This is a genomic window from Paenalcaligenes hermetiae (assembly GCF_039543645.1).
Lineage (GTDB): Bacteria > Pseudomonadota > Gammaproteobacteria > Burkholderiales > Burkholderiaceae_B > Paenalcaligenes > Paenalcaligenes hermetiae.
In genome coordinates this window covers 87,188-106,846 of record NZ_BAABKD010000001.1, presented here as the reverse complement: position 1 = coordinate 106,846, position 19,659 = coordinate 87,188, and the positions used below count along the sequence as shown (strand labels likewise).

14 protein-coding genes and 1 tRNA gene are annotated in these 19,659 nt (G+C 45.5%); 9 read left to right on the top strand and 6 right to left on the bottom strand.

What is annotated here, in order from left to right; translation table 11 throughout:
- The first annotated feature begins 32 nt into the window (after window positions 1-32).
- From nrdR to ABD980_RS00485, 4 genes are all read left to right on the top strand, one after another.
- The gene (gene nrdR, locus ABD980_RS00500; RefSeq protein ID WP_260650073.1) at window positions 33-500 is read left to right on the top strand and encodes a transcriptional regulator NrdR; all 468 of its coding nucleotides are present in this window, start codon (window positions 33-35) and stop codon (window positions 498-500) included.
- The gene (gene ribD, locus ABD980_RS00495; protein ID WP_345368833.1) at window positions 497-1,630 is read left to right on the top strand and encodes a bifunctional diaminohydroxyphosphoribosylaminopyrimidine deaminase/5-amino-6-(5-phosphoribosylamino)uracil reductase RibD; all 1,134 of its coding nucleotides are present in this window, start codon (window positions 497-499) and stop codon (window positions 1,628-1,630) included. The genes nrdR and ribD overlap by 4 nt, the downstream gene beginning before the upstream one ends.
- Window positions 1,631-1,638: 8 nt before the next feature.
- Complete coding sequence (locus ABD980_RS00490; protein ID WP_260650075.1) at window positions 1,639-2,256, top strand: riboflavin synthase; 618 nt, start codon at window positions 1,639-1,641, stop codon at window positions 2,254-2,256.
- A 57-nt stretch (window positions 2,257-2,313) separates the two neighbouring features.
- Window positions 2,314-2,404: transfer RNA gene (locus ABD980_RS00485), tRNA-Ser, on the top strand.
- A 141-nt stretch (window positions 2,405-2,545) separates the two neighbouring features.
- Here ABD980_RS00485 and ABD980_RS00480 read toward each other — a convergent pair.
- Entirely contained in the window at window positions 2,546-4,432 is a 1,887-nt protein-coding gene (locus tag ABD980_RS00480; RefSeq protein WP_345368830.1) for a hypothetical protein, read from the bottom strand.
- Window positions 4,433-4,561: 129 nt separating this feature from the next.
- Here ABD980_RS00480 and ABD980_RS00475 point away from each other — a divergent pair, with 129 nt between their 5' ends.
- The 4 genes from ABD980_RS00475 to ABD980_RS00460 all read left to right on the top strand — a co-directional run bounded on the left by ABD980_RS00475 (window position 4,562) and on the right by ABD980_RS00460 (window position 12,442).
- Window positions 4,562-4,858, top strand: a complete 297-nt coding sequence (locus ABD980_RS00475) for a helix-turn-helix transcriptional regulator (protein WP_345368828.1) — start codon at window positions 4,562-4,564, stop codon at window positions 4,856-4,858.
- Window positions 4,851-6,275: a YfjI family protein gene (locus tag ABD980_RS00470; RefSeq protein WP_345368826.1), complete on the top strand. Its 1,425-nt coding sequence runs from the start codon at window positions 4,851-4,853 to the stop codon at window positions 6,273-6,275. The genes ABD980_RS00475 and ABD980_RS00470 overlap by 8 nt, the downstream gene beginning before the upstream one ends.
- 520 nt (window positions 6,276-6,795) lie before the next feature.
- Window positions 6,796-7,392: a YagK/YfjJ domain-containing protein gene (locus ABD980_RS00465; RefSeq protein WP_345368824.1), complete on the top strand. Its 597-nt coding sequence runs from the start codon at window positions 6,796-6,798 to the stop codon at window positions 7,390-7,392.
- 64 nt (window positions 7,393-7,456) lie between these two features.
- Window positions 7,457-12,442 carry a DEAD/DEAH box helicase gene (locus tag ABD980_RS00460; protein ID WP_345368822.1) on the top strand — a complete coding sequence of 1,662 codons (4,986 nt, stop codon included), beginning with the start codon at window positions 7,457-7,459 and terminating at the stop codon, window positions 12,440-12,442.
- Window positions 12,443-12,711: 269 nt separating this feature from the next.
- Here ABD980_RS00460 and ABD980_RS00455 read toward each other — a convergent pair whose 3' ends face one another.
- Entirely contained in the window at window positions 12,712-13,449 is a 738-nt protein-coding gene (locus tag ABD980_RS00455; protein WP_345368820.1) for an SHOCT domain-containing protein, read from the bottom strand.
- 106 nt (window positions 13,450-13,555) lie between these two features.
- Window positions 13,556-15,418 carry a P-loop NTPase family protein gene (locus ABD980_RS00450; protein WP_345368817.1) on the bottom strand — a complete coding sequence of 621 codons (1,863 nt, stop codon included), beginning with the start codon at window positions 15,416-15,418 and terminating at the stop codon, window positions 13,556-13,558.
- A gap of 294 nt (window positions 15,419-15,712) precedes the next feature.
- Here ABD980_RS00450 and ABD980_RS00445 point away from each other — a divergent pair.
- Window positions 15,713-16,871, top strand: a protein-coding gene (locus ABD980_RS00445) for an IS3 family transposase (RefSeq protein ID WP_345368815.1) whose coding sequence is annotated in 2 segments (ribosomal slippage) — window positions 15,713-15,960 and window positions 15,959-16,871 — 1,161 coding nt in all. Because the reading frame shifts where the segments join, the coding sequence is not laid out codon by codon here.
- Window positions 16,872-17,066: 195 nt separating this feature from the next.
- On the opposite strand, the gene radC is transcribed toward ABD980_RS00445, so the two are convergent.
- The 3 genes from radC to ABD980_RS00430 form a co-directional block, all read right to left on the bottom strand.
- Window positions 17,067-17,567, bottom strand: a complete 501-nt coding sequence (radC, locus tag ABD980_RS00440) for a RadC family protein (RefSeq protein ID WP_345368813.1) — start codon at window positions 17,565-17,567, stop codon at window positions 17,067-17,069.
- Window positions 17,568-17,638: 71 nt separating this feature from the next.
- Window positions 17,639-18,505, bottom strand: coding sequence for a recombination directionality factor (locus ABD980_RS00435; protein WP_345368811.1), 867 nt, complete (start codon window positions 18,503-18,505; stop codon window positions 17,639-17,641).
- An 80-nt stretch (window positions 18,506-18,585) separates the two neighbouring features.
- Window positions 18,586-19,587: a YqaJ viral recombinase family nuclease gene (locus ABD980_RS00430; protein WP_345368809.1), complete on the bottom strand. Its 1,002-nt coding sequence runs from the start codon at window positions 19,585-19,587 to the stop codon at window positions 18,586-18,588.
- Window positions 19,588-19,659: the final 72 nt, after the last annotated feature.

Here is a 19,659-nt window from a genome sequence, read left to right as displayed (position 1 = left end):
TACTTAGGCCCCTTCGGGGGCGTTGATTGCCTATGAAATGCCCGTTCTGTAGTTATGAAGACACTCAGGTCGTTGATTCTCGTGTCTCAGAGGATGGTGGTAGTATCCGCCGCCGCCGTCGTTGCGTAAAATGCGAGCGTCGCTTTACAACGTATGAACGGGCAGATCTGATGATGCCCGCTGTGGTTAAGCGCAGTGGTAGCCGCATGGAATTTGACGGGGCACGATTACGTGCTAGCATGGATTTAGCTTTACGCAAGCGTTCTGTGCCAGTACAAGAGGTCGATGCGGCCGTAGCGCGGATCACAGAGGGTTTGCTTGTTAGCGGGGAGCGCGAGGTCACTACCGAGCAGCTTGGCGAGCTCGTTATGGAGCAGCTCAAAAAGCTGGATCAGGTAGCGTATGTACGGTTTGCCTCCGTATACAAAAGCTTTAATGATATTCGTGAGTTCGTCGAAGCCATTAATGCAATGCAAGACGACTCCCCGTCCTCATCGTGAACCATGCTTTTTTTATGCAGCAGGCTTTAGCCGCTGCTCGCCAGTCTCTATATATCACTAGTCCCAATCCGCGAGTGGGTTGTGTGATTGTGCATCATAACCAAATCATCGCGCGTGGCGCCACGCAAATGGCAGGTGGAGCGCATGCAGAAGTGATGGCAATTCGCCAAGCCCAGTCGCAGGGCTTTACTGCGTGGGACGAGGCGGTTTTTTATGTCACCTTAGAACCTTGTTCGCATCACGGGCGCACCCCCCCTTGTGTAGAGGCGTTGATTGCGCTTAAACCCAAGCAGGTGGTCATTGCCATGTTGGACCCAAATCCTGTAGTCGCGGGGCGTGGGGTTCAACAACTGCGTACGGCTGGGATAGAGGTCATAACCGGCGTGGAAACGGAAGCGGCGTTGGTGATCAACGTTGGTTTTGTGTCACGTATGGTACGTAATTTGCCGTGGGTATGGTTAAAAACCGCTTCCTCATTGGATGGGCGCACGGCGTTAGCAAATGGCGAATCAAAATGGATCACAGGGGCCGCTGCTCGTTTAGATGGACAGCAGTTTCGTGCGCGTAGCTGTGTGGTCTTAACGGGGATTGGTACGGTTTTGGCCGATGACCCTCAATTAAACGTGCGTGATATTGCAACACCACGTCAGCCAATCCGAGCCGTGATAGACAGTCAGTTACGCTTTCCATTGGACGCCAAGATGTTAGACGGGCATCCTGTTTGGATTTTTACCTGTGTCCAACAGCCTGATCGCTTGCAGCCGCTCGCAGATAAAAATGCTCAGGTGATAGTACTAAATGCAAACGCCGATGGGCAGGTGGATTTACACAGTGTTATGCGTTGGTTGGCGCAGCAGCAAATTAACGAAGTTCATGTAGAAGCCGGTGCTCGTCTTAATGGGGCATTGCTACAAGCCGGTTATGTAGATAGTTTGATTAGCTATATTGCGCCGGTGCTACTTGGCGAAGGTAGGCCCGTTACCCAGATCAACCCTTTATCGCATTTAGACCAGGCCTATCGTTTTGAGCTTTTACAAAGTCAAAAGGTAGGGGACGATGTGCGTTTGATTATGCGCCAGCCGCAGAGCTGGCACACACTGCTTAGTCATTTACAGCAGTTATCTCAGTAGGAGCCATTATGTTTACAGGCATTGTTAGTGCTGTGGGGGAAATCACAGCAATTCAAGAGCTCGATCCTCAGGATCCACAGGCGGGCTTGCGTTTACGCATTGCGTGCCCGGATTTTGATTTGAGCCGCTGCCAATTAGGCGATTCCATAGCGATTCAAGGCGCCTGTATGACGGTAGTGGATTTAGAAGACCAGGCCTTTAGTATTGATATTTCCCGCGAAAGCCTAAATCGAACCGTGGGTTTGGATCAGCTTGGCGAAGTCAATTTAGAGCATGCGATGCGCTTAGGCGACACCCTAGATGGGCATATGGTGCTGGGGCATGTCGACGGGGTGGGTACGGTGTCTGCATTTGAGCCCGTTGGGGAATCGTTTGAACTGCGTATTGTTGCACCCACTGAATTGGCGAAATACTTGGCTTATAAGGGCAGTGTCACGGTCAATGGCGTTAGCTTAACCATCAATCAGGTGGTGGATTTGGCACAGGGGTGTGAAATTAGCATTAATCTTATCCCCCATACCGTTCAAGTGACTACATTAAAGCACTTACAAGTTGGTAGCCCCGTGAACTTAGAGGTGGATGCAATTGCACGCTATGTGGAGCGCATGCTGAGCTTACCGAAATAAGCATTTTGCTTGCTTTTTATTTTAAAGCCTTTATAATTATATTCTTTGCTAGATTTTGGACAGGTGACCGAGTGGTTGAAGGTGCACGCCTGGAAAGCGTGTGTACGGTATCCCCGTACCGAGGGTTCGAATCCCTCTCTGTCCGCCAAGAATTTAAATTAAGCCCTTGATTTTCAAGGGCTTTTTTGTTTTCTGCTACTCTTGGTATGCCATTTGGTATGCCATCTATGATTGGTTGTTATTAAAGCAAGTTAGCTGATATTGGAGGCTAACTTGCTTTTTTTGTGTGCTAAGTGTTTAGACGTTCTTTAAAAGCCGATAGTATATCTTGTCGTACACTCGCTTCTAAATTTAGAAACCGGATGACATATTTAGTGCCAGAGTAGTTTTCATCTGCAGGAAGCGCTAATAAATTTAATATGAAATCGTCCGTCAGTTGGGTGATGTCATAGTCGATTAGGCTTATCTTAGCGTCGTTGAAGAGTGTCTCTTTCTTTGCTAAGAATTTTTTGCTTTGCTCATACGTACTAAGGATCTCACTTTGAAGGTCAACCTCTTCAAAAAAATACCCTAAAAAAGAGTTAATCTTACTTAAGGGGTTGGCTAAAAATAGCTCTGTATCCAACTCGTTGTTGCGGATGAAGTAATTGTAGCGATTAATAATTTGGATTATGCCATAGTAGCGATCGTATTTTTTTGATTTTTGGTATTCTTCAAGATAAGTTCTAGTTGTTTGATCGGATGCACTAGAAGGATATAGAGTCATAGCAGGCCATGTTGTGCTTAAGTCAGCGTGTATTAACTCAGAGAAGGCATTGTTTTTAAGAGGATAGTTTTCGGATAGTTTTATGCCTATATATAAGGTAACGACTAGTTTTCTAAGAAAGTGTGGATAGGTACTGATTCCTTGATCTAGGATGCTGTCAAGCGTCTCAATTACATAGTTTTTATTAGATTTGCTGAGGTCACTTAGGCAGAGAGTGATATTGTTTATTATCCATGTGCTACGTAGGTAAGGGCTCGAGTCGACTTGTATAGGTCTTAGGTGTGTTAGTAGAGCTTGTATTTTATATAAGTGAAAATACTCGAAGTCACAGAGCATGCTAGCGTATGGAGTATTGTAGATGTGTCTCAAGACAGTACATGGGTTTTGATACTTGTTCTGTGGTGAAGATATAAGTGGTTGTAGACGTAGGTGTAATTCAAGCTCTCTTCTTAGTTGATTGTGATCGAGGGGTGGGAATTGAAGCTTATTATAGGGTAGGAGCTGTGTGAGATTTTCAAGGATAGTTTTTTCACTTGATTGATAGTGATCATTATTAGCAATATTAGTGATGACTAAATGGGTGTATAGTTTTTGAAGTAAAGCTTTAGGTGATGTTGAGAAACTCTTCGACCAAGAAGAACAGAGTCCTGAAAGGAAGAGTAGAGCGTTGTAATGCCCCCAAAGCTCTTCAATGAGGTTTTCTTGTTCTGTGGACAGGGAACCTGCCTGTGAATTTTTAAGGTCGGTTTTTAGTCTTTGGATTTCTACCCAAACTGTGCTCATGAACTTAGAAGGCTTTTTGATTTCATCGAGTTTAAGAATTTGGTCGTACATGGCAATATCTTGCCTTTTTTGATTCTCCTTCAAATAGTCCAGATAGGTTTTGATAGTGTCTCTGATTGTTTTGGTAATATTGTAGTCATTGTCAATGATGCTTTTGAGAGACTGTTCGATGTATAGAAAAGGGCAGGTTTTTACTATACCTTCGGAGCAAGTGATTGATCTGGTTATATGGGCAATTAGGTGGCAAAGGTAACCCAGATTATCCATCTTTCTACTTGTTAGGTAGCAAATATCAGATTGGCGCTGAATAAAAAAAACAACCTCTTCTAGACGGTCAAATAAAAAATTAAAGGCTCTAGTCGTGGCTTGCTTTTCAGGGTTGTCCGTAGGAATTAGATTAAATTGATAGTTGCCTGCAAACGCGGACAATAACTCGTCTGACATGATGTCGCTATAAAAATCTCTTTTTCTAGTAAAAGAGCGTGCCTGATCGCCTCGTGTGCCCAAGTTACTGCTTACTCCACCTAGTATTTTGAAGGCGGCATAGAGGATGGGAAGAGTTTCTATATTAATGAGGGTGGGGATAGTTTCTATATTAACGGTTTGGGTGTAGTGATTATGGTTCATGAGGAGCCTATATAGAGTCGCTTTTTTTGTGTCTCATCAAATTTGGGAGTAGTACGAAAAATCCAGCAGAACTACATTTAAGTCATGGCTGCGCAGCTAGTTTTTTATTTTTAATACTAGGAGTCTGCTATGACTTGTAATTTTACTTCACCAATTGTATCCGAGACTCGTTCAGTTACTATCCCGAGCTTTAAGCCGCAGACGACTGATTTTGAGGCTCACCGTATCTTACGTATAAAAGACGTTTGTTATTTACTGGGTTGCTCTAAATCCATGTTGTATCTCTACTTAAGCCCCAAGTCGAAATACTACAAGCCGGACTTTCCTAAGCAGTTAAAACTGGCTGATCGTGCTAAAGGCTGGAAAGCCAGTGATGTCTATGCTTACATCAATCAGCTTCAAATGAAGGAGGTGGGTCATGAGTAATATAAATGTGCCTATTGATATTAATGTGCTTGAACTTTTGCCAGAAGAGCTGAGTCAGTGTGCTTATGCCGTTTTTAATAAAGTGCAATCGCCTCCGGGTATTATTGTGACCTCGATCCTTAGCACCCTTTCATCAGCGATACAGAGTTACGTTGATGTGGAGCCTTTGTATGGTGGTGTGCAACCAGTGGCTTTATATACGTTGGTAATTGCAGACTCAGGTGAGCGAAAAACCACCACTGACCGCCTCATTATGAAACCGTTGCTTGAGTATGAGCAGCACGTTCTTAAGCAAATGAAAGATTTACAGGTAGAAAAAGAGGTCGAGGCTGTTGTTTGGAAAGCCAAGGTTAGACAAGTGAAAGTCTCATTAATAAATGCTATTAACGAAGGTCGCTCGTCTGAGGCGGATATTCTACAACGACAGCTGATGGATTTAAAACTGAAAGGCGAGCCGAAGGTAAAGACTTATCGCAGCATTTTGAATGATGTCACGTCTGCTGCTTTGTTTAGGGCTTTAGCTGGTGAGGGCAAAAGCATTACGCTGCACTCAAGTGATGCTGGGAATCTTTTGACTAGAGCTAATATGGATTTTATTGCAAATGCTAATCAGCTATGGGATGGGGAAGATGTACTCGTTTCAAGAGTCGTTGCGGGTGAGTCTGACATTAAATCAGCACGATTGACTTTGTCCTTGATGCTACAGCCTGCTGTTTTGAGTCGAATCTCTAAGAAGAAAGATGACTTGCTACGTCTGTCGGGGTATTTTGCTCGTATGCTAGTGACTCAGCCTCTCTCCACGCAGGGAGAGCGCTTTGGTGTTGGTGCCTCATCTTCAGATGAAGGGTATATAGACAAGTTTCATCAAGTGGTAAAGGCTCTCTTGAAAGAATCTGAGCATTATCAAGCCTCAAAAGAACGTGTCACCTTGACACTGAGTCCTGGAGCTAGAAAAGAGCTGCTAGGTCTACAAAATTGGGTTGAAACAGGGTTGCGAGAGTCGGGCTCTTTATTTGATGTACGAGAGGCAGGTTCCAAAATCGTGAATAATGCGACTCGTATAGCTGCATTACTGCATGTTTATGTAAATAGAGGGGTGGCCTTGACGGAAATCGGAATACAAGAGGTACGCTTTGCTCGTGATTTAGCCACTTGTTATTTGAGAGCCTACCAAAGAATTTTTGGAGAAAAGCCTTTGTGGGAAGAGGCGGAGGAGTACGGTTTAGTTTTATATCGGTGGTTGGATCGCCACCTTCAACGAGGTGCTCAGTTGGCTGTTGCAGAGTTGTTGCAATATGGACCCAACTCACTTCGAACAAAGGCAAAGCGGGACTTAGCTCTCATGGATTTGGAGGCAAGAGGACATATACTGCACTATAAAAGTGACAAGCATGCGTATCTTGTTTGGCTTGCTTGAGGTTGTATTAGGCGTTTAGAGGTTTTGTTTTTGTGCCGTTAGTTGCTAATTTCGCTAATTAGCAACTATAGCCATTAGGTTGATGACACATTAACGCCCTTTTGGCTCAGAGCCAAAGGGCGTGTCTTTTTGTGACCACATATCTACTTGGTCGATTTTATCAAGTAGGAAGGACTAATGGCATGAGTTCTATAGGGTGGCTGAGGCCATAATTATTTTTTAGCACTGCTCTTATAGTATGAACCTAAGTGTGTAGAAAAAAAACACCAATTACTCTTAGATTTTCCCTTTAGCTGATGGGATATTTTTGATTGTCTCTTAACTGGGCTTAGGTTCATGACTTTAGGTTTTAGATGTTATTAAGAAGTAAAGTATTTATAACTAAATTATTAACAGTTAAACATATTCAGTAGTAAAGAGTACTCACAGTAGTAGGGGGTGTTCTCAACACACCCCCTTACTTTCTTACTGTTTTATCTAAGACCTATACCTATTAACGAATCACCATAGAGGTATAGCGATGACTACACGAACTTACAATCGTTCTAATCAAGAGAGACTCCATCACTTTGTTGATCAGCTTGTTGCTGACTACTCTAAGCTCCTAGTAGTGCGTTTAGACCTGTACATCGGAAATGAGTATGCCGAGATCAACACTTACGAGTACATGAACGAGGCATTTATTCGACTACGTAATAACCTGCGTTTTAATCAACTCTTTGATCATTACATCACTTATGCAGCAAAGCTAGAGTACGGAGTGGATAGGCGTTGGCATTACCATGTGGTGTTCTTTTATGATGGGCAAAAAGTAAAGAACGATTACTTGTTAGCGCAGGCTTTAGGTAAGTACTGGGTAGATACGATTACACGAGGGTTAGGTAGTTACTACAGCGCTAATATGAACTCTGATAAATACAAAGCTTTTGCTTTAGGCATGATTGACTATAGAGAGTTAAGACGTATAGAAAAACTGAAAGTCGTTTTAGACTACTTGGTAAAAGAGGAAGCAGGAGAGCCTGTTAGACTCGACGCAGCAGGTAAAGCCTACCGTTCATATAGGCAGGGCTTGTATAAGCCTAGAGACAGCCGTTTAGGCCGTCCTAGAGTAGCTTGAGCTACTTGCCATAATCCGTTACATTCTATCCATCAATAAACTCTGAACTGTTCCGGATACCCACATGTCACCATTGCAAACCATCCTTGATTCCTTCCGTCAGGCAGCTGTTACTGAACGGGAAAAGGGGACGTACTTCGAAGAGCTGATACTGGCTTATTTACGTAACGAGGCGACCTATAAGGATTTGTATAGTGACGTGTGGACGTACTCGGAGTGGGCGGCACAACAGCAGCTTGATAAACGTGATACAGGGATTGACCTTGTGGCAAAGACACGTGGTACGAACGAATACCATGCCATTCAGTGTAAGTTCTACGCAGAGGGCTACAAGGTTCAACGTCGTGATATTGATAGTTTCTTTACGGCATCAGGGCAACGTCCTTTTACGCATCGTATTATCATCAGCACTACCAATAACTGGAGTGAGCATGCTGAGGATGCCTTACGAGATCAACAGCCACCCGTCAGTAAGATCGACCTTTATGATCTAGAGAACAGTCAAATTGACTGGACGCAGTATCAGGTCGGTCAAGCGCCCGTCTTAAAGCCACTTAAAACCTTACGTCCTCATCAAGTGAACGCACTAGAGGCGGTAATGCGGGGCTTAGCCACAGCAGATCGAGGCAAGCTCATCATGGCTTGCGGCACAGGCAAAACCTTTACGAGCTTAAAGATCGCAGAAAAGCTCGCAGGAGCAGGTGGACGGGTTTTATTCCTCGTACCTAGCTTATCGCTGTTATCCCAAACCTTGACCGAATGGACACAAGAAAGTGGAGTACCGTTGCATAGTTTTGCTGTGTGTTCAGACAGTGACGTAGGTAAAAAGCGCCGTGCAGACGATGACATGGTGCAAACCTTTACTCACGAGCTACGTTATCCCGCCACAACCAATGCCAAGCGTTTAGCTGAAGAAATGGCTAAGCGTCATGATAGCGCTCACATGAGCGTGGTCTTTAGTACCTATCATTCGATTGCAACCATCAGTGAAGCTCAGCATGATTTTGATCTGGCTGAGTTTGATTTGGTGATTTGTGATGAAGCCCACCGTACAACAGGGGCGACTTTTGCTGACGAAGATGAAAGCGCTTTTGTTCGAGTGCATGATGCGAATTTTTTACGGGCTAAAAAACGCCTGTACATGACGGCCACACCTCGTATTTATAGTGCAGATGCTAAGATCACCGCCGCAGAAAGCAACGCAGCGGTGTACTCCATGGATAGCGAGGAACACTACGGTAAAGAGTTGTTTGTCATTAACTTCTCTGAAGCCGTACAACGTGGCCTATTAGTGGACTACAAAGTCATTGTGTTAGCGGTCGAAGAGGATTTAGTGAGCCGTCGCCTACAAAGCTTATTGTCCGATGACAACAATCAGCTCAAGGTAGATGATGCAGCGAAGATAGTCGGTTGTTGGAAAGCGTTGGCTAAACAAGGCTTGGACGAGAGTTTAGTGCATGACCCCGAGCCCATGAAGCGAGCCGTGGCCTTTTGTCAGGTGATTCGTCCTAGTGCTAAGGCACGTCGCCATCAGGTAGCATCCGTCAATATTGCTAACATGTTCCAAGAGGTTGTCGAAGCGTATCAAGAAGCTGAAGCCTTTGAGAGCCTTGAGCCAGAAACAGCGATGCGCTTGCGGTGTGAGGCCGAACACATAGATGGCAGCATGAACGCCAGTCAAAAAGAAGAGAAACTCAACTGGTTAAAAGCCAACACCCCTGAAAACACCTGTCGTATTCTGAGTAACGTACGCTGCTTATCCGAAGGGGTAGACGTACCGGCGCTGGATGCAGTGTTGTTTCTTACTCCACGTAACTCACAAGTGGATGTGGTGCAGTCCGTAGGCCGTGTGATGCGTAATGCACCCGGCAAGAAGCTAGGCTATGTGGTGCTACCTGTGGTGATTCCATCGGGCATGGAGCCACACGAAGCCTTAAACGACAACCAAACCTATCGTGTTGTTTGGCAGGTTCTGCAAGCTTTACGCTCGCACGATGACCGTTTTGATGCAATGATTAACAAACTGGAGCTGATCGGCCAAGACCGCAGCAAAATGGAAGTCATTGCTATTACGGATAAAATCCAACAGCGTAGTAAGAGTACCCCCCAAGATAAAAAGAAAAAAGCAGGCAAAGGGCAATATGGCCTTGGCGAGCCAAGCGAAGGCTATCCAGTACAGCAGCAACAAGCCAGCCTACAGTTTGAAATCGGTGAAATTGAACGGGCTATTTACGCCAAGCTTGTCGAAAAAGTGGGCAACCGCTTGCACTGGGAAGAGTGGGCAGAGGACATTGCCAAAATTGCCAACACCCACATCAGTCGCATCAAAGGGATTCTTGAAAACCCAGACAACCTAACTGAACGAGCCGCCTTTGATGAATTTGCCTTTGAGTTACGTGACGACCTAAATAGCTCCATCAGTGATGATGAAATCATCGAGATGTTGGCGCAGCACTTGATCACAAAGCCCGTGTTTGATGCCTTATTTAAGGGGTATAACTTTACCGAGCATAACCCCATGTCCAAGGCCATGCAGGCAGTGGTAACGGCTTTAGAAGCACATCACATCGACAAGGAGGCGGATACGCTTCAGTCGTTCTATCAGTCAGTGCAAATGCGAGCCGAAGGCATTGAAAGTGCCGAAGGAAAACAACGCATTATTGTTGAGCTGTACGATAAGTTTTTCCGTAAAGCCTTCCCACGCATGACAGATCGCTTAGGGATTGTGTACACCCCTGTGGAGGTGGTGGACTTTATTATCCATAGTGTCGAAGACGTGATGCGCAAGGAGTTTAACTCTAGCCTAGCGGATAAAAACGTTCACATCATCGACCCCTTTACGGGTACAGGCACATTCATCACACGCCTACTACAAAGCGGTATCATTCCAGCCGACAAGCTACCTTACAAATTCAAAAACGAAATCCATGCGAACGAGATTGTGCTGTTGGCCTACTACATTGCCGCCATCAATATCGAAGCCACTTATCATGGGATTCTGTCAGGTAATGTGACGGGCAAAGAAGATGAGGACGACATCACCGATGTACCCTATGTACCGTTTGAGGGCATTTGCTTAACAGATACCTTCCAGATGTATGAATCTGAGGACTTAGTGGATCAGCTGCTTGAAGAAAATAGCGAACGTAGAAAGCGTCAAAAGTCATTAGATATACGAGTCATTATTGGTAATCCGCCATATTCGATTGGACAGGCCAGTGAAAATGATAATAATGCGAATGTTTCATATCCTGAGTTAGATAATCGTATTCGGAATACGTATGTAGCACGCTCTAAGGCAACCCTTTCTAAAGGGATGTACGACAGCTATATACGTGCTATTCGCTGGGCTTCAGATCGTATTGGCGATCAAGGGGTGATTGGTTATGTGACCAATGGTGGTTTTTTAGAGGCGAATACTGCCGATGGAATGCGTCAGTGCTTGGTTGAGGAGTTCAGTAACCTGTATGTGTTTCATTTGAGGGGCAATCAACGTACCTCTGGTGAACTGTCACGTAAAGAGGGAGGCAAGATTTTTGATTCAGGAAGCCGCGCTCCTATTGCTATCTCTATCCTAGTAAAAAACCCTGAAGCCAAAGAGCATGGCAAGATTTTCTTTCATGACATTGGTGATTATTTAAGCCGAGACGAAAAATTAGAGTTGATTAGTCAGTTTGGCAGTATTGAGGGGATTCCAAAGTGGAAAACCATTACGCCTGATGAGCATGGGGATTGGCTGAGTCAGCGAGATGATAGCTTTAAACAGTATGTTGTCTTGGGTGATAAGAGCCGACAGCCGGAGCTAAGGTTATTTGATAATTTTTCGCTAGGGGTTGCCACTAATCGTGACGCGTGGGTTTATAACTCTAGTCAAGAAAAAATGACCAGTAATATGCAGCGCATGATTACTAACTATGAGGATGAGTTGAGTCGGTTTAATGTGGCACATCAAGGCTTGGATAGGAAGTCTAGACAGGCGGCTGTTGATGGATTTATAGATAATGATCCGACTAAGATTAGTTGGACACATAACTTAAAACAGGATTTAGTAAAAGGAACTTTTTTCAAATTGGAAAAAAGTTCAGTTTACATGTCTTTATACAGGCCTTTTGCTAAGCAGTGGATGTACTTCAATCGAAGTTTTAATGAGCGTGTTTACCAAATGCCTCGCATTTTCCCCAATGCTGAGGCTGAGAATCTGGTTATTTCATATAACGCTCGTTATAACGGTATTGGAATTCCGGTGCTAATAAGCAATGTGCTACCGGACTTGCACTTGAATGGTGATGCTCAATGCTTCCCCCTCTACCTTTATGAGGAAGCCCCTAAGCTAAGTGAAGCCGATTTATTCAGCGACGCCACAACCGAAACAGGCTTAGTTCGCCGTGATGCCATCACAGATGAAGGTTTAGCGCACTTCCAAGAAGCCTACCCCAATCAAACCATCAGCAAAGAAGACCTGTTCTACTACGTGTATGGTATTTTGCACAGCGAGGATTACCGCAGCCGCTTTGCAAACAACCTAAGCAAAGAGCTACCTCGTATTCCTCGTGTTAAAACCTTTGAGGATTTCACCACCTTTAGTCAAGCAGGCCGCCAGCTTGCTGAGTTGCACTTGAACTATGAAACCGTAGACAAGTACCCCGTGACCTTTACAGGCAAGCTTCAGCATAACGGCACTGATTTCGTAGGGGCTACAGATGAGGACTTTTACGTCACTAAAATGAAGCACCCAAAGAAAAAAGACGAGGAAACGGGTAAGAGCGTAAATGATCTAAGTAAGATCATTTACAACACAAAGATCACCCTGTCTGACATTCCCTTAGAGGCTTATGACTATGTGGTTAACGGTAAGTCTGCCATTGCTTGGGTCATGGAGCGCCAAGGCGTCTCCACGCATAAAGCTTCTGGCATCGTGAATGACGCTAACGACTGGGCGATAGAAACAATGAACAACCCACGCTATCCGTTGGAGTTATTGCAGAGGGTAATTACGGTGAGTTTGGAGACGATGAAAATCGTACGGGGTTTACCTGAGTTGGATATTTAAAGGGATAATAAGTGTTAGAGGAAAACTAGTGAGAACTTATTGATATCGTAGACTTACCTTAAAAAGGCACAAGCTAAAACCAGAGATTTCTGCCATGATTCTTTACATGGAGGAAATCATGAAACGATCTAAATTTACCGAAGCCCCAATTGCGCTGTACTGTCGTTAACTGAATTAACCAGTCTGCGATGACATCGTTTTCTTGAGCGTGTTTTGGCTGATAGTAATAGCAGCTCAGGCTAATGCTACAGATTTTCTTCGGCACATCATTAAGATAACAGCCTTTGTTTTTGTATAGTGAACTCTTCGTCTGACAAAACTCCCTTATCTCGAAGATCGCTCAGCTTTGAAAGTTCATCCGCTAGGGACGATGTGATGTCACCACTCGCTTGTAACGGTGTTTCGTCACCTTCTTTTCGGGCATCTTCGTTATCGGCCATCTTAATAAGAACTGCTATCAACCCATGCCAGTGACGCGCTTCATCCATCGCTGACTTATAGATTATTCCGTCTTTCTTTCCTTCAATATCCATGAAGTTAATGTCGTGCAGCGGGCTCTTGGTGTCATTGACAGTTATCCTAAGATCGACTCTCTTGACCTTTTCAGACGATCTGGTTTTTCCGGATAAACCACCGATTATCGCCCCGACCCCTCCAAGCGCGAGTCCACCTATAAGTGCTCCGCCAAGCTGACTTCCTCTCGCTGTTTTTGTGACAGTCTCCCCATCTACAAATATTTCGGAAGAAAGCACATCTCTGTATGTAATAGGCTTGAGAGCGACACCTGTAGGGCCGTTTTTGATCAAAACGACCTTTTTTCTTTCTTCATCAATAGCAAGACCGGTGTCACCATTATTACCCATGATTTTTTGAGTAGGTGAAAAATCAGGAAGAGATTCTAGCTCCTCTTCCATCGCCTTCTTCTTATTCGATACAGCAATTGCTTGGGCGATAGCGATACCTAACCCTGCGACAACAATCACTAATACCCAACCCCAAAAGTCCATGATTTTCTCCTATTTGAAATCTAACGCCCGCAGCACGCGCGGCTTTGTAGTGGAGGCGAAGCCGGAACGAAAAAGCCGTCGCTGTGCCTGCGATTGTTATGCATATCTATTCAGCCCCCAGCATATCTCGCACTTCATTTACATAACGCTGCCATTCCTCAACAACCTGTCTAGTAACGCTGGATTCAAACTCTGGATATTTTCGCATGTGAAACCAGGTTTCAGAGTTACCGGAAACTCTATCCTTGTATCCAGGGCCCATTCCCCACTCTCGAAACAAACCATTCCAGAGCTGATTATCTGATGAAAGCTGTTCTTCATAAACCGCGCGTCCTTTAGCAAACGCTTTTTGGTAAATATCACCAAGTCGTTTCTCAGTTGTTTGCTTTAACTGTTTAAGCAGCGCATAAGCAGGTTGGAGCTCATTCTGGGAAAGCATGTTATCGATTAGTACGATAAATTCATCCTTTAGGGTGCCGATTTGATCAACAACTTGCTCACGAGCACCTGTAGCTAAAAGCTGATAGTAATCGAGATTATGCCACTCTCCTCTGCGATTAACACTAGCTCGAACACTAGCAGCATATGTACCCTTGTTTTTAATGTCATTAATTAATGGTAAAAAATATTCTCTTAACGCGGGAGAACAGCCTTGAGACTTTTTTATCCAAGGCTCCAGCGTATTCTTAACCTGATTCTTCGCCGTTTTAGCTGATTGAGAGACTAGTTCAGTTTCGATGTCGACAATAGCCTTCTCGATATCGACAATATTCTGAGCATATTGAGCGCGCAGCACAGAGACTTTTTCGACCAACAGTTTGTTAAGTTGCTTGGGATCATCCGACTTTACATCGAAAAATCGCACATCTAGGTTGTCTAATTGCAGTGTGTGCCTTAGATCATTAACGACCTGCTCAGCACGGATCTCGCGTCCCTCAGTTTTATCACCAACAGGTTCATCTATGTCGATAACTTTTTCAGCTTCACTCTCCCTATCGAGAATTAACAATACGGTTTCTTTGGCAATTCGGTGACTTAGGCCAGCATCCTTGGCAAGCTTCAGCAATCCTGACATTGTCTTATCGGGCGCTTCGTTGAATCGGCAGCACAGTACACTGACAGTACGATTGTCTGTAAGACAGCTATCAAGATCCGCACGGTTAACCGTCTGATCGACACCCTTTGTATCAACTACTGACAGTGCGTAATTGATGTCATCGAAAAGTTTTACCGGCACCAATATGCGTATATGCTTGGATAAACCAACGCTCGGATGAGTGCAGCTATTGATAGCTTTGAATGTTGTGTGCAACCACTCGTATTGGTCTACTCCATCATCATTAGTGAATCGCGTTTGATAACGGGCTGTATAATCAATCCGTTTCAACAACCCCTCTGTTAACAATTCGACAGATTGGTAATTGGCAGCAAAGTTTTTAGCGTTGTCCGTAGTGATTCGTTTGCCTTCGGGGTTTTTTGTACGTGATGTTCGGAGGTCAAGCATGTTACGGAGTGCTCTCTCAACTTCAGCGCTTAGTTTAAATGACTCTGAATTATCCGATTCTGTGATATCTGATAGTAAGTACTGAGCAAAGTCCGTGAGGTAGCTCTTTACTTCAGCTTCGGAATGAGGAGTGACTTCGATCTCCAGTTGAGAACTAGAAGCGATTTCCACTTCGCAAAGCGTAGTCCGACCGCTACCCGTGCTAAGAATTGGCTCTTCTCCATCTAGCAAGCCAAGTAGATGGCATATGGCGGTTGTCTTTCCGGTACCTATGTTACCGATAAATGCCAGTCTTTGATCTGAGTTTGAGAGATAAGAAACCGCATCGTCAAAAAGCTCCCGATGATTAGCTAATTGTTTCCGTGTTGCGCTCTCCTCAGGCAGCTTTGTCATCAAACTTTCTATCGAGTTATGCAAGGCCTTTTGCCGGTCTTTCAGATCATTAGATTGAATTTTTATACTCACTTACCGTACCCCCTGATCCCCATTTTCCAGTTCTCCAGAACCACCCCTAATTGCATAACATTTTATTAGTAAGCATGCTCGTTTTGTCACCCGCTGATGCTTACCGTTAATTAATATAATCACTTGTATTAAATAGACTTTCTTTAAAAATATAAGACACTCTGTTATTACAAATCGTGCATGCCGTCTATCCTGCTTGCACGATGCACATTATATCACCCAAAGAACTCATTGAATCGACCAAGGTTTACTAGACACATTTTTGCCTCATAATATCGTCTTAAGGAGACGTTTATGAGTAAGGCTCGATTTACAGAAGAATTCAAGGTTGCAGCAGTTAAGCAGGTGGCTGAGCACGGCCGTCCTGTTGCGGAAGTGGCTGCTCGTCTGGGCGTATCGACGCACAGCCTATATGGATGGTTAAAGCGCTATAACAAGCCAACGGAGCAACGTAAGCAAGAGAGTGCCGAGGCGGCTGAGCTCAAGCGCTTGCGCACTGAGGTTAAGCGACTTACTGAAGAGCGAGACATCTTAAAAAAGCCGCCGCGTACTTTGCCAAGGAGTCCGGCTGAAGTACGCGTTTATCGAACAGCATTCGACTCAATATGCGGTGCGTCTACTCTGCGCCGTACTACAGGTGCACCACAGCGGTTATTACGCATGGCGACGCAGTACTCATAGTCAGCGTCACCTAGAGGATCAACGCTTACTGGCCTTAGTGCAAGCCTCTTGGCTTGAGAGCGCACGCGTGTATGGTTACCGCAAGGTGCATCATGATTTGCGTGCACAGGGTGAATCGTGCAGCCGGCACCGCGTAGCACGTTTGATGCGCAGTCAAGGTTGGCGTGCTCAGGTCGGATACCGTCGTCGTCCAGGGTTATACGGAGGTGTACCACATAGTGTTGCCGCTAATATCCTAGATCGCCAGTTTGATGTGGCTGCGCCTAACATCGCCTGGGTAACAGATATTACCTATATCCGTATCCATGAGGGTTGGTTGTATCTGGCCGTTGTATTGGATTTATTCTCTCGTCAGGTGGTCGGTTGGTCAATGAGTTCACGTATGAGTAAAGACCTAGCTATACAGGCCTTACTGTCAGCAGTCTGGAGACGAAAACCAAAACCAAAACAACGTGTCATGGTGCACTCCGATCAAGGCAGTCAATTCACGAGTTACGAGTGGACTACTTTTCTAGCTAATCATAATCTAGAGCCAAGCATGAGTCGCCGTGGTAATTGCCATGATAATGCTGTCGCGGAAAGCTTTTTTCAGTTACTTAAGCGAGAGCGTATCAGACGCAGAGTTTATAACTCCAGAGCGCAAGCACGCCAAGATGTTTTTGACTACATCGAAATGTTTTATAACCCGATTCGTCGGCATAGTCATGCTGCGAATCTTTCGCCGATAAACTACGAACGGTACTACTTTTCTGAGGCAATGAACTGTCTATAAAAGTCTGGTCGATTCAGGTACTAGGTAAAGAAATTTGCTCTCTACTTATAGTAAAATGCCATAGCAACCATAAGCACTTTGACAGCAAAAAACGCCGCTCGCTTGGAGTCGTTACAACGACAGGATTAGCTCAGGCCAATTGAGTAGCAGAAAATAAAGCCCCCTAAAAGCCGTACTGGCCTTTAGGGGAGTGCTTTATATATGACCCATTTGAGCCAACGACTCACACCCCTCCATCCCCACCACAATGTGATCCAACACCCTCACATCCACCAAAGCCAACGCATCACGTAGCTGCCTCGTCAGCTCAATGTCTGCATGGCTAGGCGTAGGGTCTCCCGATGGGTGGTTGTGGGTCATGATGATGGCGGCAGCGTTACGCTCTAAAGCCAGCTTAACCACTTCTCTTGGGTAAACAGGGGCTTGGGTGATGGTGCCTCTGAACAGCTCTTCAAAGCCAATTACTTTGTGCTTGTTGTCCAGTAACAGCACAGCAAAGACTTCATGCTCGTAGTCTTGTAGTAAGTTTTGCAAATAGGTTTTAACGGCTTGTGGGCTGCTGATGCTGCGGCCTTTAGCTAGGCGTTTTCTAGCGAGCTGATTCGCCATCGTTAAGATGTCCGCTTCTGAAAGCACGTTGGATTCCATCAGGTACAGACCAGACTTGGGGCAGACTTTCATTTTGTGATAACGCATGATCAATTCCTTTAGACGTAAAAAACGCCACCCTAAACAGGTGGCGTGTATGTTGTTTGGGTAGGTAGGGGTTAAGCTGTCGCACGTTGCTCTAGCTTGTTGGCGAGGGTAGTGGATTGAGTAGACTGGGCTTGTGTGTGGGCTTCAGGATAAAACTCTTCGATAACCTCTAAGGCTTCGTCCTCACCGTCCTCAAAAGCTCCATTGGCAAAACCCTGTCGTGCTGCTTTATCGAGAGCGGCTTGGTCGTAACCCGATTGGAGGCGTTGTTGATGTAGTGCTTGAGCTTGTTGAATGGCTTCCTCTAGGCTTAGTCCTTCTCGGATGGTCATGTCCACGTAGTAAATGGCAGACCTAAAGCTTTGGGTGGTGCTTTTGCCTCGTAGTTTGAGTTCTAAAGGCATACACGCTAATAAGCCACCGGATACCGCATGGTAGTAATGCAGTCGTGCGGCAAGGGTACGAATGCTGTTAAAGCCTGTGGTTCTAAAGATGAAGGTTCCCATTTCATCGTCTTGATCAATCACGACGTTTAAGCGTCCGTAGGGCTTACAGTAACCGCTTTGCCCAAACTCACATTGGTCGGGAGTAGGGCAGGCCAAGGACTGCATGCCGCCTTGTGTGACACGCTTACAGGTTTCACCATTGCCTACACAAAGCGGTCGGCCTGATGTGCGGTCAAACAGGCTGTATTCGGCTCGTAGGTTAAGGTCTGGCTCGTTAAAGAGTAGGCGTATGGGAATGGAGCGTAGTTTGTCATCTCCCTTGCGCAAGGCACTATCTAAGGGGTGAGGTATCCAGCCGTCTTTGGTTTGTACTTGGCTGGTGATAGTGAACTGATCGTCTTTGATGGGCAGGCGTTTACCGTTCTTTTCTACCACTCGACCAATGGCAATCCGACCTAAAGTCGGTGGGGTAATCATTAAACCTTTAATCATGAGGGTGTTCCTTATAAAGCGTGCAAAAAGCCAGCCTGTCAGTGACGACGGGCTGGCTGTATGCCGTGATGAAATAGGGCTTAGGCTTGGATTAAAAAACGACGGCTACCACTGCGAGTCATGCTGTATTGATGCAGTAGTTCAGGGTGATCCGCCAAGAGGCGTTTGGTGTCTAAGGTGATGCTGTCTTTGCTGCGCTTCCATGTTACCGAGCCTGTCTCAAACAGCGCTTTGCTGGCATCGCCCATTTGCTCTTGGATTTGTTGTTTTAACTGTTCTTCACGTTGTTTCAGTTGATCGGCCTGTTGACGAATGGCAATCAGATCTCCGAACAAGGCTGACTTGCTGCTGTCTTGGCTCCAGTCTAGCTCCTCGCTGTTATCGTGAGGGTATAAGGCTTGGAGGGCTTTAGCAGCTGACTCTGAGCCATCCGCTGGTGGCGGGGTGTCGGTTTGTACGTAATGCCAAAATTTGGCTTCTAGTTCAATCAAGCGAGCAATCACGGCTTCGTCTCGGTAGATGCGATGGATCTGTAGGTCTTGTCCGCAGAGGAGCACCGCTACGTCGGCGGCGTGTTTGCCTGTGACCGCCAACTGATGCTGGACTTGGATTTGTACATATTCCGGTACGCCATCTCGCCAGTGTCTCGCGCCAAATTCGCCTGCGGTTTTACACTCTAAAATATCCACCTCAGCCGTGCCGACCACTTCACGATCAATGTTCGCTAACATCCAAGGGTGTTCGGGGTGTTGGAGTATGGCATTTACACGACGCACTCGGTGTCCTGTATGCGCTTGGTACTGTTTAGCGACGAGGGGTTCAAGTTGTGTACCCCAGTGCATGGGTGCATAACCAATGCTGCTCTCTTCTTTTTGAAAAGCACTATCCCGTCCTGTTTTAATCATCCAGAGTTCAAGTGGAGATTGGTAAGGGTTTAAGCCGACAGCGGTGGCAGCATCCGAGCTGCCAATGCCTTGTTTACGAATAGCAAGCCATTCCGAGTGATTAAGGGTTTTGGTGTCCACTAAGCGTAGCGCAGGACGGTAGGTGGGACGTTGTTGTGGTAAGGATTGAGTTTGCATGATGGACTCCTAAAAGGCGTAAAAAAAGCCCGATGCAATCACATCGGGCTCATTTATAAAAAAGGGGAAGTT

What these genes read in the sequence shown, in the direction of transcription:
- nrdR (WP_260650073.1), top strand. Translation starts at nt 33, where the DNA reads ATGAAATGCCCGTTCTGTAGTTATGAAGACACTCAGGTCGTTGATTCT.
- ABD980_RS00490 (WP_260650075.1), top strand. Translation starts at nt 1,639, where the DNA reads ATGTTTACAGGCATTGTTAGTGCTGTGGGGGAAATCACAGCAATTCAA.
- ABD980_RS00480 (WP_345368830.1), bottom strand. Translation starts at nt 4,432, where the DNA reads ATGAACCATAATCACTACACCCAAACCGTTAATATAGAAACTATCCCC.
- ABD980_RS00475 (WP_345368828.1), top strand. Translation starts at nt 4,562, where the DNA reads ATGACTTGTAATTTTACTTCACCAATTGTATCCGAGACTCGTTCAGTT.
- ABD980_RS00470 (WP_345368826.1), top strand. Translation starts at nt 4,851, where the DNA reads ATGAGTAATATAAATGTGCCTATTGATATTAATGTGCTTGAACTTTTG.
- ABD980_RS00465 (WP_345368824.1), top strand. Translation starts at nt 6,796, where the DNA reads ATGACTACACGAACTTACAATCGTTCTAATCAAGAGAGACTCCATCAC.
- ABD980_RS00460 (WP_345368822.1), top strand. Translation starts at nt 7,457, where the DNA reads ATGTCACCATTGCAAACCATCCTTGATTCCTTCCGTCAGGCAGCTGTT.
- ABD980_RS00455 (WP_345368820.1), bottom strand. Translation starts at nt 13,449, where the DNA reads ATGGACTTTTGGGGTTGGGTATTAGTGATTGTTGTCGCAGGGTTAGGT.
- radC (WP_345368813.1), bottom strand. Translation starts at nt 17,567, where the DNA reads ATGCGTTATCACAAAATGAAAGTCTGCCCCAAGTCTGGTCTGTACCTG.
- ABD980_RS00435 (WP_345368811.1), bottom strand. Translation starts at nt 18,505, where the DNA reads ATGATTAAAGGTTTAATGATTACCCCACCGACTTTAGGTCGGATTGCC.
- ABD980_RS00430 (WP_345368809.1), bottom strand. Translation starts at nt 19,587, where the DNA reads ATGCAAACTCAATCCTTACCACAACAACGTCCCACCTACCGTCCTGCG.